This window comes from Serratia sp. CY33802, from assembly GCF_052169095.1.
Classification (GTDB): domain Bacteria; phylum Pseudomonadota; class Gammaproteobacteria; order Enterobacterales; family Enterobacteriaceae; genus Serratia; species Serratia bockelmannii.
In genome coordinates, this window is record NZ_JBJNLL010000005.1 from 38,539 (window position 1) to 52,408 (window position 13,870).

Genomic DNA, 13,870 nt, shown 5'->3' on the forward strand with positions numbered 1-13,870 from the left:
TCTCATTTATCATCAAATCTCATCGGGGTATGCTGGAGGGCTTCGTCTACCCGTCCGATGCGAGCCACCTTCGATGACCGCAGAAAATAACCTCCAGCTGAACCGACGTATTTTGTCCGTGGTGATGTTCACCTTCGTCTGCTACCTGACCATCGGCCTGCCGCTGGCGGTGTTGCCGGGATTTGTGCATGACCACCTGGGCTACAACTCGGTGTTGGCGGGCCTTATCATCAGCGCGCAATACTTCGCCACGCTGTTCAGCCGCCCGCACGCCGGGCGTTACGCCGATCAGCTGGGGCCGAAGAAGGTGGTGCTGTTCGGCCTGGCCTGCTGCGGTGCCAGCGGCCTGTTTTACGCGCTGGCGTTCGGCGTTGACGGTTACCCGTGGCTCAGCCTGCTGTTGCTGTGCGTGGGGCGGGTGTTTCTCGGCGTCGGCGAAAGCTTCGCCAGCACCGGTTCCACGCTATGGGGCATCGGCCGGGTCGGGGCGATGCACACCGCGCGGGTGATTTCCTGGAACGGCGTTGCCACCTACGGGGCGATGGCGGCCGGGGCGCCGCTTGGCGTGTACCTGAATCAGCAGTGGGGATTGGCCGGGGTGGCGGCGCTGATCGTGCTGGCGGTTGCGGTGGCGCTGCTGTTGGCGAGCGGCAAGCCGGACGTCTCGATCGCCGCCGGGCAGCGCATCGCCTTTAGCGCGGTGTTCGGCCGCATCTGGGCCTATGGTCTCGGTCTGGCGATGGGCACCGTCGGTTTCGGCGTGATCGCCACGTTCATCACACTTTACTATGCCGACAAAGGCTGGAGCGGCGCGGCGTTTTCGCTGACGCTGTTCAGCTGCGCCTTCGTCGGCATTCGCCTGATCTTCAGCAACGTCATTAACCGCCACGGCGGGTTGAAGGTGACGCTGGCGTCGTTTCTGGTCGAGATCGTCGGGCTGCTGTTGATCTGGCAGGCTGGTGAGCCCTGGATGGTGCAAACCGGCGCGTTGCTGGCCGGCGCCGGTTTCTCGCTGGTGTTCCCGGCGCTGGGCGTCGAGGCGGTGAAACAGGTGCCGCCGCAGAACCAGGGCACGGCGCTCGGCACCTATTCGGCGTTCCTCGACCTGGCGCTGGGCATCACCGGCCCGCTGGCCGGGCTACTGATCGGGCAGACGGGCGTGCCGTCGATCTATCTGGCGGCGGCGCTGCTGGTGGCGCTCGGGGTGTTGCTCACCCTGCGCCTGCTGCAGCGCAGCCGGGCCTGATTCAGGAATAGTCCGAAACCCGGATTCCTTCCCAGAAAATCATTGTTTCGGTGAATGATTACGGTAAGGTCGCTCAGCGGTCCAGAATGAGAGGAGGAATCGATGTATTTACGGCCGGATGAAGTGGCTAAAGTGTTGGAGAATACCGGCTTTGAGCGTGATTATGTCACCGATCAGGCCTATGGTTACCGCAAGGGCGCACACTACGTGTATGTGAATCGCGAAGCGCGGATGGGCAGAACCGCGTTGGTGATCCACCCGGCGCTGAAAGAGAGAAGCGTGCATTTCGCCACGCCGACCTCCCCGGTGCGCTTCAGCGAGCAGTATCTGGAGTTTCCCCTGGATTTAAGCAGCGACACCCCGAACCAGCGCTACGGCATCGCACACGGCTTCAGCTCGCGCGAAGCGCTTTCGCGCTACCTTTACAGCATGTTCCTGTAATCGGTCCCCCGACCCGGGGGACGCTATCAGCCGTGGGCCAACGCTTCGCGGTTGAAACGCTCGTTGTAGGCGCGGCGGAATTGCGCCAGTTCAAACGCATCAATATCCAGCTCGGCGAAGTAAAACAGCGCCGCTTCGGTGTGCTCGGCGTGTAGCTCCGGTGACAGCCCGGCGCGCAGCAGCACGTCACGCCACAGGGCAATCTGCTCGTCGTCCGCCTGTTTGATAAACGTCAGGTAGATGAACAGCAGATAAGCCGCCTGGTGCATCTCTTCGGTGTAGCCATTGTTCAGCATGCGGATAAAGGTCTGGCTTTGGCGGCCGCCCATTTCCTGGATCATCGATTCGATCAGCATCGGCTTGACCCTCAGCAGATGGGCCAGCGAATCGATGGCTTTGCGGGTGTCGGACGTCAAGATGCGGTAACCGATAATGAATACGACGATCAGGGCGGCGAGGATGATCCAGGTCATTTAGGCTTTATTACACTCTCAATACGCCAGAAGAGGGGCGGGAGGCGCTGTGCGACAGCGCCCGCTATCAATGCTGTTCGCCGCTGAAATTACCGACCGCGCTCTGTTGGCGCAGGTGGTGATTGAAGGTGGCCGCGTCTTTGGCCAGCGCGTCCAGATGGGCGCCGAGCATTTTGATCTGCTTGACTAGCGCATGCTGTTCCGGCACCGAACTGGCGGTGCTCAGTTTGCGCGCCAGTTGTTCATTCTGCGCCCGCAGCGCGGCTTCGCGCTGTTTGGCTTCTTCCAGCAGTTGCTGCAGCGCCTGGTAGCTCTGCTGCCATTCGCGGTGTTGCCGTTCGAAGCTGCTCTGCAACTCATTCATCGCATTTTGAAACTGGATTTCCAGCTCGCGCATTGTCATGGGCTCGATCCTTTGCGGCACTCAATGATGGCTTAGCAGTATAGCGAAAACTGTTCGCAAGCTCACCCGTTGACGACAAATGAGACAAATGCCGCTGACAATTCCCGGCTTGCAACCGCGCCAAGGCGTCTTACAATCGACCCCATTCCCAGCCGTAAAGGCTGCCGTTCAAGAGAGGTGGAACATGAGCGAGCAGGAAAAAGACTTTTTTGAACAGGCGATGGCGGACGTGGTGCCGCTGGAGAGCGGACGGCAGACGCTGTACCTCAAGCCGCAGGCGGCGGTGGACAAAAGCGCGCGGCGCGAAGCGCAGCGGCTGCGGCAGGAAAACTTCCTCAGCACCGATTTTCTCGAGGTGATCCCCTGTGAACAGCCGCTGGAGTTCAAAGGGGAAGGCATTCAGCAGGGCGTGCTGGACAAACTGCGCAACGGGCGTTACCCGCCGCAGGCGTCGCTGAACCTGCTGCGTCAGCCGGTTGAAGCCAGCCGGCAGGCGCTGTTCCGTTTCATTATGCAGGCGGAGGCGCAAAATCTGCGTTCGCTGCTGATCGTGCACGGCCGCGGGCGGCAGAACGAAAGCCATCCGAATATCGTGCGCAGTTACGTCGCCAAATGGCTGGCGCAGTTTGAGCAGGTGCAGGCGTTTTGCCGCGCTTTACCGCGCGACGGCGGCGAGGGCGCCTGCTATGTCACGCTGCGTAAATCGGCGCAGGCCAGGGCAGAAAACTTTGAGCGCCACGCCAAGCGCAGCCGGTGAAAGGATAGCCGAAATAAAATGGCCGGCGCATATCGCCGGCCATCGATGAATTATTTATTAAATATTTTATAGTCCAGCGAATAACGGCCGGCGCCGGTCACCGCCAGCAGCAGCAAACCGCCAATGATGCTGATGTTTTTAAAGAAGTTGATTTCGTTGCCCATCATTTCCATGCCGGTCATTTTCCAGAACGGATGGCCGATAAACGCGGTGCCCAAAACATACAGGGCAAAAATGACCGCGATAGGGCGAGTAAACAGGCCGAGAATAAGCGCGATGCCGAAAATAAACTCCACCACCACGGCAACGATCGCCGCCAAATAAGGCATCGGCGTGCCATAGCCTTCCATCGCCGTGACGGTCGCACCGAAGTTGACCAGTTTCATCCAGCCGAAAATGATAAACAGAACCATCAGTAGAATACGGGACAGCAGAATTACGCCGTCTTTTGAGCTATCACCCATTTCGAACTCCTTAGCCACTGTCGGAATTATGTTGTCTTACTGAATAAATATTAGAACAATTTACGTTTTTTTCTAGCGGCGACGGGCGGTTGCGCCACTTTTTTCGTTGGGTGAGACGCGTGGTGAAGCCGACGGCATTGCCTATACTTGAGCCTGGAGCAAAAACAATAAAACAGGCAATGTGAGGCCAAGATGGATGAGGAATTGACCGCCGCCGGTTACCGCCGTTATTCCGGCGACAAGATTGACGTTTATTTTAACAGCGCGATATGCCGCCATTCCGCCAACTGCGTGCGCGGCAACGCGGCTATATTCACCTTGAACCGCCGGCCGTGGATTATGCCGGACAATGCCGAGCCGGCCGAGGTGAAACGCGTTATCGACACCTGCCCCAGCGGCGCACTGAAATATAGGGAGAAATAATATGGATCATAAAATACTGGCAGACGAGAAGCGTTTTTATATCAATGATGAGCAGGGCAAGCTGATCGCCGAGATCTCTTTCGTGCCGAGCGGCGACAAGCTGACCATAATCGATCACACCTGGGTGGATGAGTCATTGAAGGGGCAGGGCGTCGGCAAAAAGCTGGTGGCGTTGGTGGTGGAGAAAATGCGCGCGGAGCAGCGTAAAATCATTCCGCTATGCCCGTTCGCCAAGCATGAGTTCGATACCACCCCAGCCTATCAGGACATTCGCGCCTGAGGCGATAACGGGGCGCGGCGCGCCCCGGTCATTCAGCAGACGCCGAAATCGCCGTCTTCGTGGTACAGCGCCACGTCGCTGGCCTGCACCTCCGTGCGCTGCTCTTTGCCCAGTTCATTCCAGCTGCAAACCAGGGTTTCGCCGTCGATCGCTACCACGGTCATCTTTGGGCCGCCGGTGGTGCGTTGAACAAAATCACCGATATTGAATGCCATGCGTTCCTCCACAACAGATTAAACCTCATCTATTGATAACACAGAATGCCGCCGCCGTTGGCAGGAGTTTCGTTATGTATTAATTTATACAGCGATTATCACCAGGGAGAGCAGACTAACATGCCGGGATTATTGATGTTTTATGTGGGCGGTACGGCGCCGGGCGCCAATATTGAGTTGCACGACGTGCAGTTTGCGGCGGCGGATCGGCCGGAAGAGGCGTATCCGCTGCTGCGTGAAAAGTGGTTCGGCGATAAGCGCAAGGTGCATGTCGACGGCTATGCGCGCATCGACTGGGCGGACGGTTACGACGTGAGCCTGAAGCCTGCGCCGTTTACCGATGAAGAGAAGCTGTTTTTCGTCAACGTGGGCGGCTACCGCAGCGATGAGCTGGCGGAATTGCACCAGTTCGGCCTGTTTGTGGCGCGCTCCGCCGACGAGGCGAAGGAGAAAGCCAAACGGGTACTGCTGACGGACAGCGCGCAGCAGCACAAGGATGACCTGGCCGACGTGGACGACTGCCTGCTGCTGCACGCGCTGCAGGGCTACCACGTTCATTTGCGCGCCAACCCGCACGGCAAACCGGCCCGGCCGCTGTGGCAGGGGTATCTGCCAATCGGCGAACCCGCGTTATAACGCCGCCAGCGCCTGCAGCTGTTGCCGCAACCAGCGGCAGGCCTCCGGCCGGCCGTTCTTGCGGTGCAGGTAGATTTTGATCTGATACGGCGGCACCGGAAACGGCAGGGGATGGATATCCAGCGCCGCCGCCTGCCGCAATTTTTGCGCGGCGTAACGCGGCATGCTCATCACCAGTTTGCTGTCGGCGACGATGAACGGCGCGCCCAGCAGCGAAGGCGTGCGGATGGCGATATCGCGCTGCAGCCCCAGTTTGTCGAGCTGGTAGTCAATGACGCCACGCTGTTCGTTCCACGGTGTCACCACCAGATGACGCGCCTGCAGGTAGTTTTCCAGCGTCAGCTCGCCGTATTTCGCGCTGAACGCGGGCGAACAGATCGCCACATACTCATCCTCTAGCCAGCTCACCTCGTCGATCTCCGGGTAGCTTTCGCCGTCAGTTTCGGTAAAGCCCAGCGCGAAGTCGATGCGCCCCGCCAGCAGATCGTTCAGCGCCACCTTGCGCTCGGAATAGCGCAGCTGAAACGACAGCCCGGGCGCCAGGCGCTGCATCTGCGCCATCAGCGCGGGAAACACCGCGAAGGCGGTGTAATCGGTAATGGCGAAGGTGAAGCTCTCCCGGCTTTCGGCGGGGACGAAGCGCGGGCGCGGATGCAGCCCTTTGGCCAGCAGCGCCAGACTTTCGCTGACGGCCGGGGCCAGGCTGTCGGCATACACCGTTGGGTGCATGTCGTTGCCGACCCGGTAGAACAGCTCGTCCGCCAGCGCCTTGCGCAGCCGGATCAGCGCGTGGCTCAGCGCCGACGCGCTGAGGGCCAGCTCTGCCGCTGCGCGCGTCACCGATCGCAGCCGATAGACCGCTTCGAACACCAGCAGCAGGTTGAGATCGAGGCGTTTCAAATCCAGATGCATGATATTCATTACCTGTTGATGAAAATGCAGTTCATACAGTATTGGAGGCGCGATATGCTGGCAAGCACAGTCATTAACACACTCAGGATTTGCCATGACCATTGAGATTTATCCGGCGCAAAAAAGCGACGCCAAACTGATTCTGGATATGATTATCGAGCTGGCAGTGTACGAAAAGGCGCGCGAGCAGGTGCTGGCCAGCGTGGAAGACATCGAACGCAGCCTGTTTGGGCCGGGCGCCTGTTCCGAAGCGCTGATTTGTACGGTGAACGGCGAGCCGGCGGGTTATGCGGTGTTCTTTATGAGTTACTCCACCTGGCTGGGTAAAAATGGCATCTATCTGGAAGACCTGTACGTGGCGCCGAAGCATCGCGGCGCGGGCGCCGGTAAAAAGCTGCTGCGACACATCGCCCAGCTGGCGTGCGAACGGCAGTGCGGTCGCCTGGAGTGGAGCGTGCTGGACTGGAACCAACCGGCCATCGATTTCTACCTCAGCATCGGCGCGCAGCCGCAGGGCGAGTGGGTGCGCTATCGTATGGAAGGCGAGGCGCTGACGCACTTCGCGGCGCACGGGGCGGCGTTGCCGGCACAATAGCCGTTGGGGGGAGGCGGCCTCCCCAACTGTGGTGATGTGAACGGTTTACTGCGGATCAATCAGGCGGGTTTGCGGGCGGCGAGAATGAAGATCATCGGGCGCTCCTGCTCTTCGCCCAGCGCCGGATTAGCGGCGATTTGCTGCGCGCTGGGGCCCCATTCGTTCAAATGCTGGATGATAAACCCTTGCTGCGCCAGCGGGTTGATATAGCCGCCAAGCGTGCGGTGCTGCTTGATGACGCCTTCCGCCAGCCAGTTGGAAACGCGCTGGCCTTCTCGCTGGTAACCGTTGAGCGGCCAGGATTTCTGCCCGTTGCCGTCGGTCAGCCAGCCCTGCTGCGCCGGGGCGGTGTAGATCGGGTGCTCGGCGGTGAAGATGAACTGCCCGCCGGGTTTCAGCGCGGCGTAAACCGTGGCGAACAGCGCGGGCAAATCCTCGAGGTAGTGCAGCGTCAGCGAGCTGTAGACCAGATCGTAACTTTCCGGCGGCAGCTGCAGCTGCGCCAAATCCTGCCGACGGTACTCGATACCCGCGTCGGCGGTCATCTCCCGCGCCTTGGCCAGCATCTTGTCCGAGACGTCCAATCCCAGCACGTCGGCGGCGTCCTGTTCGCGTGCGCTGCGGCAGAACCAGCCGTAGCCGCAGCCGAGATCGACCACGCTTTTGCCCTGCAAATCCGGCAGGATACGGCGGATGGCGGGCCATTCCGGCGCGCCGTCCAGGCCGTGCTGCGAGCGGCTGAGCTGCGCATAGCCGTCGAAGAAGGCCTGATTGTCATAGATGTTTTGCGTCATGATGACTCCTTAGTGAATGACGGCGGCGGAATGCCGCTGCCATACCGTGCATATTGCTGCATAATTCTACGCTGACAACATGAATAACGGGAATGACGATGGACATGATTTCGGTGCGGCAAGCGCCCGAGCTGGCGCCGCGCGCCATTGCGTATTTTCAGCGGCACTGGGCCACGGCAGAGACGCTGATGATGTATGAAGACGCCATCAACCGCAGCCTCGGCGCCGCCAACCCGCTGCCGCAGTGGTACCTGCTGATGGAAAATGACCAGATCCTCGGCTGTGCGGGGCTCATCACCAACGACTTTATCAGCCGTGGCGAGCTGTATCCCTGGCTGTGCGCGCTCTACGTAGAAGAGACGCAGCGCGGCAGGGGCTACGGCGCCAAACTGATTGAGCATGTAGCTGCGGAAACCCGCCGGCTGGGCTTCCCGCAGCTGCACCTGTGCACCGATCTGGAAGGGTATTACGAACGCAGCGGCTTCGTTTATAACGGGCTCGGGTATCACCCCTGGGGCGAAGCCTCACGGGTCTATTCACGGGCGCTGTGATCGCCCTCGCCGGGGGCGTGTAAGACAAACCTGACTTTTCTTTCACCTCATCGCGCAACGCGGGTTACACTGGCCGCTTGTTCGCCACCGACCGGGTTAATTCGCCGCCGCGATGAGAGTGCCACGTCAGCTACAGCAACGCGTTACCGCCTGCATCGCCATTATGGCGGTGCTGTTGCTGTTTGTGGCGCCGGTGGTGTCGAAATCGCTGATGCACCACCCGATGATGGGCGGCATGATGCAAACGGACGCCGCTATGCCGCACGACATGCACGGGATGGCGATGCCCGCCGCCGAGCATGCCGGCCACCACGGCATGGATCCTGCGGAGATGATTTTCTGCGGCTATTGCGAGCTGCTGATCCACGTGCCGCTGCTGCTGTGGGCATTCGTCCCGCTGCTGTGGCTGATGACGCGCATCGCGCGCCTGCTTTGCGCGCCGCGCATCGTTTCTCCGCCCCTTCGGCGCCTGACTCTGCGGCCGAGCCCGCGCGGGCCGCCCGGCCAACCGTTTTTCCCTATTGCTTGATCATGGGTAACGCCGTCCGTATCGCTGCGGACGGTTTGCCTGCGCGCACAGTTTGAAAAACGAGAAAGGCCATGTCTTCAATAACTAAAACTCCACCTGCCGCATCGCCGCGTGGCGCGATGCTGAACCTGATCAGACGGCTGCATTTTTATATCGGCCTGCTGGTCGCTCCTTTTATTCTGGTCGCAGCACTGACCGGCACGCTGTATGTGCTGACGCCGCAGCTTGAAGAGGCGCTGTATCGTGATGCGCTTTTCACTGAACCGCACGGGCAGGCGAGATCGCTGGCTGACCAGATCGCCGCCGCCCGCCGCGCGGTGGGTGACGAGGCACGCATTTACGCCGTGCGCCCGGCACCCGGCGCAATGGACACCACGCGCGTGCAGTTCGCGGGCGCCGATCTGGGCGCTTCCGAGTCGCGCGCGCTATTTGTCGACCCTTACACTCTGGCGATCAAGGGCGATATGACGGTGTACGGCACCTCCGGCGTGCTGCCGCTGCGCACCTGGCTGGACAAGCTTCACAGCAGCCTGCTGCTTGGCGATCTGGGGCGCAACTACAGCGAGCTGGCGGCCTCCTGGCTGTGGGTGGCCGCGCTGGGGGGCGTGGCGCTGTGGCTGGCGACGCGGCCGAAGCGCAGGCTGAAAAAGGCAAAAGGGGGCTTCGCCGCCAGCCGCCATTGGCATATCACGCTGGGCGTGGCGCTGCTGGCCGGGCTGCTGTTCTTCTCGGCTACCGGGCTGACCTGGTCGCAGTGGGCCGGTGGCAACATCGACGCGCTGCGGGCCAACCTGGGCTGGCTGACGCCGCAGGTCAACACCAGCCTGCAGGCCGATGCGCCGCAGATGCCGGCCGATCCGCACGCCGAGCACCGCGGGATGATGCCGGGCATGAAGATGAACCCTGCCGTGCAGGCCAATGCGCTGAACGGCGACTGGGATCGGGCGCTGCACGCTGCGCGCGCCGCCGGGATCGACGCCGCCAAGGTCGAGCTGCGCCAGCCGAAAGGCGAGGGCAAAGCCTGGACGGTAACCGAAGTGGATCGCAGCTGGCCGACGCAGGTGGACGCGGTTGCCATCGCGCCGCAAAGCTTCGCCGTCATCGATCAGGTGCGGTTCGACACCTTCCCGCTCATCGCCAAGCTGACCCGCTGGGGCATCGACGCCCACATGGGCATTCTGTTCGGCTTGCCGAATCAGCTGCTGCTGGCGGCGTTTGGCCTTGGGCTGTGCTTGATGATCGTGCTGGGTTACCGCATGTGGTGGAGTCGCCGCCCGGCGGCGGGGGCGCAGCATCCGGTGCAGACGCTGGTTGCCGCCTGGCTGGCGCTTTCCCTGCCGGCGCGCGCCGCCACGCTGCTGGTGGCTTCCGCACTGGGGTATTGCCTGCCGGTGATGGGCGTGAGCCTCGCGGCGTTGCTGCTGGTGGACGTATGGCGCTGGCGCGGCCAGCGGCAAGGCCTTCAGAACGAAACGCCGGAAGCGGCCGCCCGCCGCGCCGAGGTGCGCAAGTTCCGCGCGGCGGTGGCGACCGTGGCGGTGGCGGTCGGCTGCGTGATGGGCCGGGCGATCCTCGGCGGCACCGTCGAACAGTTTCAGCTGCCGATCGGTGACTGGAGCGCACAGATGGTGATCATGCAGAGCCTGATGGTGCTGCTGTATACGCTGGTGTTCACCCTGCTGCTTTCCATTCCGCTGTGGTATTTCTTCCTGGGGGAGAAAGAGGGGCGGTGAGGTAGCGTCCGGCATGCCTGCGGGCATGCCGGATATTTGGGAATAGGGCTTAAGCGCGTATCATCTCACCAGATAGGCAATTTCCACTGAAAGGAAGCGAACGATGACGTTTGAATAAGTGTGGGATATGTGTAACTAAATGTATTTATTAATATTTTTGTGCTGTGCTCTATCCATCTGCGCAATTTTGTTCAGAAAGATTTTTCAGTTCTGATCTTCTATAAAATATCCCATCGGGCCGTGCCAAGCCTGGGGCTTTGGCGTACTCCCAAACTGAAAAATGCGTGAATTGGTAATCGCTCCCTGGTTTGGTTATTCTCTGAGCTGGACACATTTTGCTTAAGGAAAGCGAATGGACGCAAAGCAAATTGCACATGGAATTTTGGATGGAATTTCGACTATTCCCAGCGGGATGTATCATGGCGTTGTTCGCACTTGGCAGGGGGCTGGATTGGCTGGTAGTAGCCTCAAGACTAGAAACCAAGAAGAAACAGAACGTTTCGCCCGTATGGTTAAGTCGATGGGTAACAGTGAAGAACCCTTACGACGCCTGATTACTATTGTGATCACTGATTTCTATCAGAAATTAGACGCTAGCGGCAAAGAGTCCATCAATAATAAACTAGCCTATGGTGTCGGTCGTCTTGGTGGGCGAACTGGGGGCCAATTTGCATTGGCGCAATTTGCGGCTCACATGATGCTAAGGAAAGCGACCTCTGCATTAGCGTATAAACAATTTGTACGCTTTGGCGCTTCGTTCACTCTCAACCTTGTAATGTTACAGGGACTTATCGAAGAGGCAGCCCAAGCATCCCGACGAATGCAAGTTAAGTTTCCTCAAACATACCGGAAGGTGTCGGCGTTAAATTTAGATATGGCATATTTCTTGGTTGAGGAGCAACTAGAGCCGTATCTCCAATTCATTAACAGCCACCCTATGCTTTGTAAAGGTATTCAGAATGAACTCTGCAAAATCCTCTCTAACCAGAAAACTCACTAAGTATATAGGGTTAGGTGCTTCGCATGCTTTGGAAGCGATAGTAACCGGCGTTTGCGCGATTGCTGCTTTCATGTCGCTGTTCTTACTTGATGGGGCAGTGATGAAGGTTGCTGGCTTTGTTGGGTTCTTCGTTGCCGGCTATCTAATCACCCTGGCGATTGCATGGCTGCGTGGGGAGCGATAACAAAGTGGCGACGTAATTTTCTTGTCGCCATTACAAAGATTCCACTGTGCCAATCATTTCACCTACTGCATTCCCAAAGCTCTCGCGGGCCTGTTTTTTTACTGGATCTGTGCGGAGCCTTGGACTGTTCCCTGACCTGCGATGATTTGCCGCCGCCGGAAAAAAGAACATTAAACCGTTACCGCCGTTATAGCCGAATTCAAACACTTCACTGATTGAACTGCCTCCGCTGCAATGCTGATTTTGCTGCGGGGCGTTTACCGTTCCTCAAGCCCGAAAACAGCCTTTTTTCTGGCTAGCCTGCCTTGAATCGAGCGTGCATGCATAGGGTGCATGATTTTGCATTAATCCCCAGCTTCTCAAAACAGCTGAAACCCCGCACCACAAGTGCTTACAGGACCTCTTTGTCATGCATGAAATGTGCATGATAAAGTCAGAGCTCGTAGGCGAGGGAGTATTGCGCGCGCAGGCAAACTGCGGAAAATTAAAACTTAAAGCGTTTGCTTAAAAATTTGTATGAAAAATTTCCTGTTATTAGTAAATTGGTGTTTATCTTTGGAATACAAGCTTTTGTATTAGGTGCTAATTATTATACAAGGTGATTATTATGAGGTTTAGCTTTGAGTTGGTTATAGAAAGTGGTGAAGCTGATGTTGATATGGATTACGCACTAAAAACTTTAGCTGGTACCTCGAGTGTGGTTTGCCTCTTAGCCGAGGCCATTTTACGTGGGAGGATTATTGAAAGAAGGACTCAGGCAAACGATATAAGAGCCAAGTTAAAACACAGTTTCAGGGGGTCATATGGACAACGTTTTGATATTGAGATAAATGATAGAACTCTAATATCTCGGCTGAACTCTATTGGAAAGCCCGTTTTCGCTGAGGTTATGACATATTATATATGTGAAGCTTTATATATTGAGTACCCTGCAACTTCCCATGAAGCTCAAACTATAATAAATGAATTAGTTGAGATAGAAGATGAGTTAACTAAAAGAATTAGGTCCCCTTTGAAAGATATGCATAAGATAACAAATAAAAGTGGTTATAATGTTAAGCTTAATTATAAGATGAGAGGGGATGGTGGTAATGTGATAACTCTTAATTCAACAACTGATGATTTAATATCAGATGCGGAAATTGATGAGGCAAGACATGTTATAAGTGCAGTGATAACACGATTCAACTCTATGACTGGTAATGGCAGGTTAATTGTTCAGGGGGGAGAGGATGAAGGTACGGTTGCGTTTGGTTTTTATGATAACTTACGGTATGTAACTGAGGCATATAAATTGAAAATAACACAGAATCTCCACTATAATAATGGCCGCTCTTCTGAACAATGGTCTTACATTACGCTCTCAGTAAATAATCTCAAGATTCAAAGTGGTGATATTATAAAATATCTCATTAGAGATGTAGAATGAAGAAGTTAGGTAAGTTTGGAATTGCAAATTTGGCTGGCGCTACTATTGTTATATTGGCGTGGGTATCTTACTGGCTGATGTTTGGTAACGGAATTAATTTTTCCTCTGACACTGCCGTCTGGGGGCAGTTTGGTGATTTTTTGGGTGGGGTGATTAACCCATTATTAACATTTATTTCTGTTATCTTGTTGATAAACTCTGTAGGTTTACAAAGACAAGCGAATGAGAGCCTTATTGAACTAGAAGACTTCAAAAAAACAGAAGTAAAGTTTTATAATATGCTTGAGTCTCAGCGAGTTAATTTTGAACATTTCAAAATATACATCAACAACAATGGGGTGGAAACTGCCGTTTATAATGGCGAGGCTGTTTTATATATAGAAAATTTAATTCTAGAAAAGATAAATGATGGGGATTCAAAAGAGGCTGTGAAGAGTGCTGTCGAATCTCTAGACAAGTCAGATGCAATATTTAATGTTGTGAGACGATTTTATCTATTGACTAAACTTATTTTGTCAAATATCCAAAAAGAAAAGCATGAGGAGTACTTTGAAACCTGCAGAGGAATGACTGATTATAGATTAATATGTATGCTGGTTATATCCCTTGAGATTTTTGAATGGTCTATAATTGATGAAATCGATCAAAGCTCAATTTTAGATGTGGAGGGTCTAACAGAATACAGGAAAGAATTTTTCATCAAATAATAAATTAGAGATTGATACAAACTAATTAACTTTTTGTTGGTTTGCTAAGTGAATTATAGTTTTTTATTTTATATAGTTGTGGGCTTAATGTGATTGAA

The 13,870-nt window shown here is 56.1% G+C and carries 20 protein-coding genes; 14 read left to right on the forward strand and 6 right to left on the reverse strand.

All coding sequences use genetic code 11. The annotated features are described in order from the left end of the window. Positions 1 to 73: 73 nt before the first annotated feature. Positions 74 to 1,246, forward strand: a complete 1,173-nt coding sequence (locus ACJ8HA_RS16450) for an MFS transporter (protein ID WP_089196196.1) — start codon at positions 74 to 76, stop codon at positions 1,244 to 1,246. 102 nt (positions 1,247 to 1,348) lie between these two features. After that, positions 1,349 to 1,687 carry a DUF2002 family protein gene (locus ACJ8HA_RS16455; RefSeq protein ID WP_025303979.1) on the forward strand — a complete coding sequence of 113 codons (339 nt, stop codon included), beginning with the start codon at positions 1,349 to 1,351 and terminating at the stop codon, positions 1,685 to 1,687. A 26-nt stretch (positions 1,688 to 1,713) separates the two neighbouring features. Here ACJ8HA_RS16455 and ACJ8HA_RS16460 read toward each other — a convergent pair whose 3' ends face one another. Together ACJ8HA_RS16460 and ACJ8HA_RS16465 are read right to left on the reverse strand one after the other, a co-directional pair. Next, the gene (locus ACJ8HA_RS16460; protein ID WP_025303978.1) at positions 1,714 to 2,160 is read right to left on the reverse strand and encodes a DUF1198 family protein; all 447 of its coding nucleotides are present in this window, start codon (positions 2,158 to 2,160) and stop codon (positions 1,714 to 1,716) included. 67 nt (positions 2,161 to 2,227) lie between these two features. After that, on the reverse strand, positions 2,228 to 2,563 hold the full coding sequence (locus tag ACJ8HA_RS16465) for an MbeD/MobD family mobilization/exclusion protein (RefSeq protein ID WP_004928976.1): 336 nt from the start codon (positions 2,561 to 2,563) through the stop codon (positions 2,228 to 2,230). A gap of 184 nt (positions 2,564 to 2,747) precedes the next feature. Here ACJ8HA_RS16465 and smrA point away from each other — a divergent pair, with 184 nt between their 5' ends. Further along, entirely contained in the window at positions 2,748 to 3,320 is a 573-nt protein-coding gene (gene smrA / locus ACJ8HA_RS16470) for a DNA endonuclease SmrA (protein ID WP_049205202.1), read from the forward strand. Positions 3,321 to 3,370: 50 nt separating this feature from the next. Here smrA and ACJ8HA_RS16475 read toward each other — a convergent pair whose 3' ends face one another. Continuing rightward, entirely contained in the window at positions 3,371 to 3,784 is a 414-nt protein-coding gene (locus tag ACJ8HA_RS16475) for a DoxX family protein (protein WP_016929826.1), read from the reverse strand. 192 nt (positions 3,785 to 3,976) lie between these two features. On the opposite strand from ACJ8HA_RS16475, the gene ACJ8HA_RS16480 reads away from it, so the two are divergent. Next, positions 3,977 to 4,207 carry a (4Fe-4S)-binding protein gene (locus ACJ8HA_RS16480; protein ID WP_025303975.1) on the forward strand — a complete coding sequence of 77 codons (231 nt, stop codon included), beginning with the start codon at positions 3,977 to 3,979 and terminating at the stop codon, positions 4,205 to 4,207. A gap of 1 nt (position 4,208) precedes the next feature. Continuing rightward, entirely contained in the window at positions 4,209 to 4,487 is a 279-nt protein-coding gene (locus tag ACJ8HA_RS16485) for a GNAT family N-acetyltransferase (protein WP_025303974.1), read from the forward strand. Positions 4,488 to 4,519: 32 nt separating this feature from the next. Here ACJ8HA_RS16485 and ACJ8HA_RS16490 read toward each other — a convergent pair whose 3' ends face one another. Next, positions 4,520 to 4,702, reverse strand: a complete 183-nt coding sequence (locus ACJ8HA_RS16490; protein WP_025303973.1) for a YodC family protein — start codon at positions 4,700 to 4,702, stop codon at positions 4,520 to 4,522. A gap of 120 nt (positions 4,703 to 4,822) precedes the next feature. Here ACJ8HA_RS16490 and ACJ8HA_RS16495 point away from each other — a divergent pair, with 120 nt between their 5' ends. Further along, the gene (locus ACJ8HA_RS16495) at positions 4,823 to 5,338 is read left to right on the forward strand and encodes a DUF1543 domain-containing protein (RefSeq protein WP_442515402.1); all 516 of its coding nucleotides are present in this window, start codon (positions 4,823 to 4,825) and stop codon (positions 5,336 to 5,338) included. Here the strand turns inward: ACJ8HA_RS16495 and ACJ8HA_RS16500 are convergent. After that, on the reverse strand, positions 5,333 to 6,259 hold the full coding sequence (locus ACJ8HA_RS16500) for a LysR substrate-binding domain-containing protein (protein ID WP_089196193.1): 927 nt from the start codon (positions 6,257 to 6,259) through the stop codon (positions 5,333 to 5,335). The genes ACJ8HA_RS16495 and ACJ8HA_RS16500 overlap by 6 nt on opposite strands. 85 nt (positions 6,260 to 6,344) lie before the next feature. On the opposite strand from ACJ8HA_RS16500, the gene ACJ8HA_RS16505 reads away from it, so the two are divergent. Next, complete coding sequence (locus ACJ8HA_RS16505; protein ID WP_025303970.1) at positions 6,345 to 6,845, forward strand: GNAT family N-acetyltransferase; 501 nt, start codon at positions 6,345 to 6,347, stop codon at positions 6,843 to 6,845. Between the two features lie 59 nt (positions 6,846 to 6,904). Here ACJ8HA_RS16505 and ACJ8HA_RS16510 read toward each other — a convergent pair whose 3' ends face one another. Next, positions 6,905 to 7,639, reverse strand: coding sequence for a class I SAM-dependent methyltransferase (locus ACJ8HA_RS16510; RefSeq protein ID WP_089196192.1), 735 nt, complete (start codon positions 7,637 to 7,639; stop codon positions 6,905 to 6,907). A gap of 98 nt (positions 7,640 to 7,737) precedes the next feature. On the opposite strand from ACJ8HA_RS16510, the gene ACJ8HA_RS16515 reads away from it, so the two are divergent. The 7 genes from ACJ8HA_RS16515 (at position 7,738) to ACJ8HA_RS16545 (ending at position 13,772) form a co-directional block, all read left to right on the forward strand. Beyond that, on the forward strand, positions 7,738 to 8,190 hold the full coding sequence (locus ACJ8HA_RS16515) for a GNAT family N-acetyltransferase (RefSeq protein WP_043138456.1): 453 nt from the start codon (positions 7,738 to 7,740) through the stop codon (positions 8,188 to 8,190). Between the two features lie 112 nt (positions 8,191 to 8,302). Beyond that, a complete protein-coding gene (locus ACJ8HA_RS16520; protein ID WP_235614425.1) occupies positions 8,303 to 8,719 on the forward strand; it encodes a DUF2946 domain-containing protein in 417 nt (138 codons plus the stop codon). A gap of 71 nt (positions 8,720 to 8,790) precedes the next feature. After that, positions 8,791 to 10,452 carry a DUF2534 family protein gene (locus tag ACJ8HA_RS16525; RefSeq protein WP_197813309.1) on the forward strand — a complete coding sequence of 554 codons (1,662 nt, stop codon included), beginning with the start codon at positions 8,791 to 8,793 and terminating at the stop codon, positions 10,450 to 10,452. A gap of 352 nt (positions 10,453 to 10,804) precedes the next feature. Then, on the forward strand, positions 10,805 to 11,452 hold the full coding sequence (locus ACJ8HA_RS16530) for a hypothetical protein (protein WP_072271560.1): 648 nt from the start codon (positions 10,805 to 10,807) through the stop codon (positions 11,450 to 11,452). Then, positions 11,412 to 11,636: a hypothetical protein gene (locus tag ACJ8HA_RS16535; RefSeq protein ID WP_055317294.1), complete on the forward strand. Its 225-nt coding sequence runs from the start codon at positions 11,412 to 11,414 to the stop codon at positions 11,634 to 11,636. Before ACJ8HA_RS16530 ends, ACJ8HA_RS16535 begins: the two co-directional genes overlap by 41 nt. Before the next feature lie 607 nt (positions 11,637 to 12,243). Next, positions 12,244 to 13,065, forward strand: a complete 822-nt coding sequence (locus ACJ8HA_RS16540; protein WP_074055572.1) for a hypothetical protein — start codon at positions 12,244 to 12,246, stop codon at positions 13,063 to 13,065. Beyond that, positions 13,062 to 13,772 (forward strand): hypothetical protein, encoded by a 711-nt coding sequence (locus tag ACJ8HA_RS16545; RefSeq protein WP_197813311.1) that lies wholly within the window; start codon positions 13,062 to 13,064, stop codon positions 13,770 to 13,772. Before ACJ8HA_RS16540 ends, ACJ8HA_RS16545 begins: the two co-directional genes overlap by 4 nt. The last annotated feature ends 98 nt before the right edge of the window (positions 13,773 to 13,870 follow it).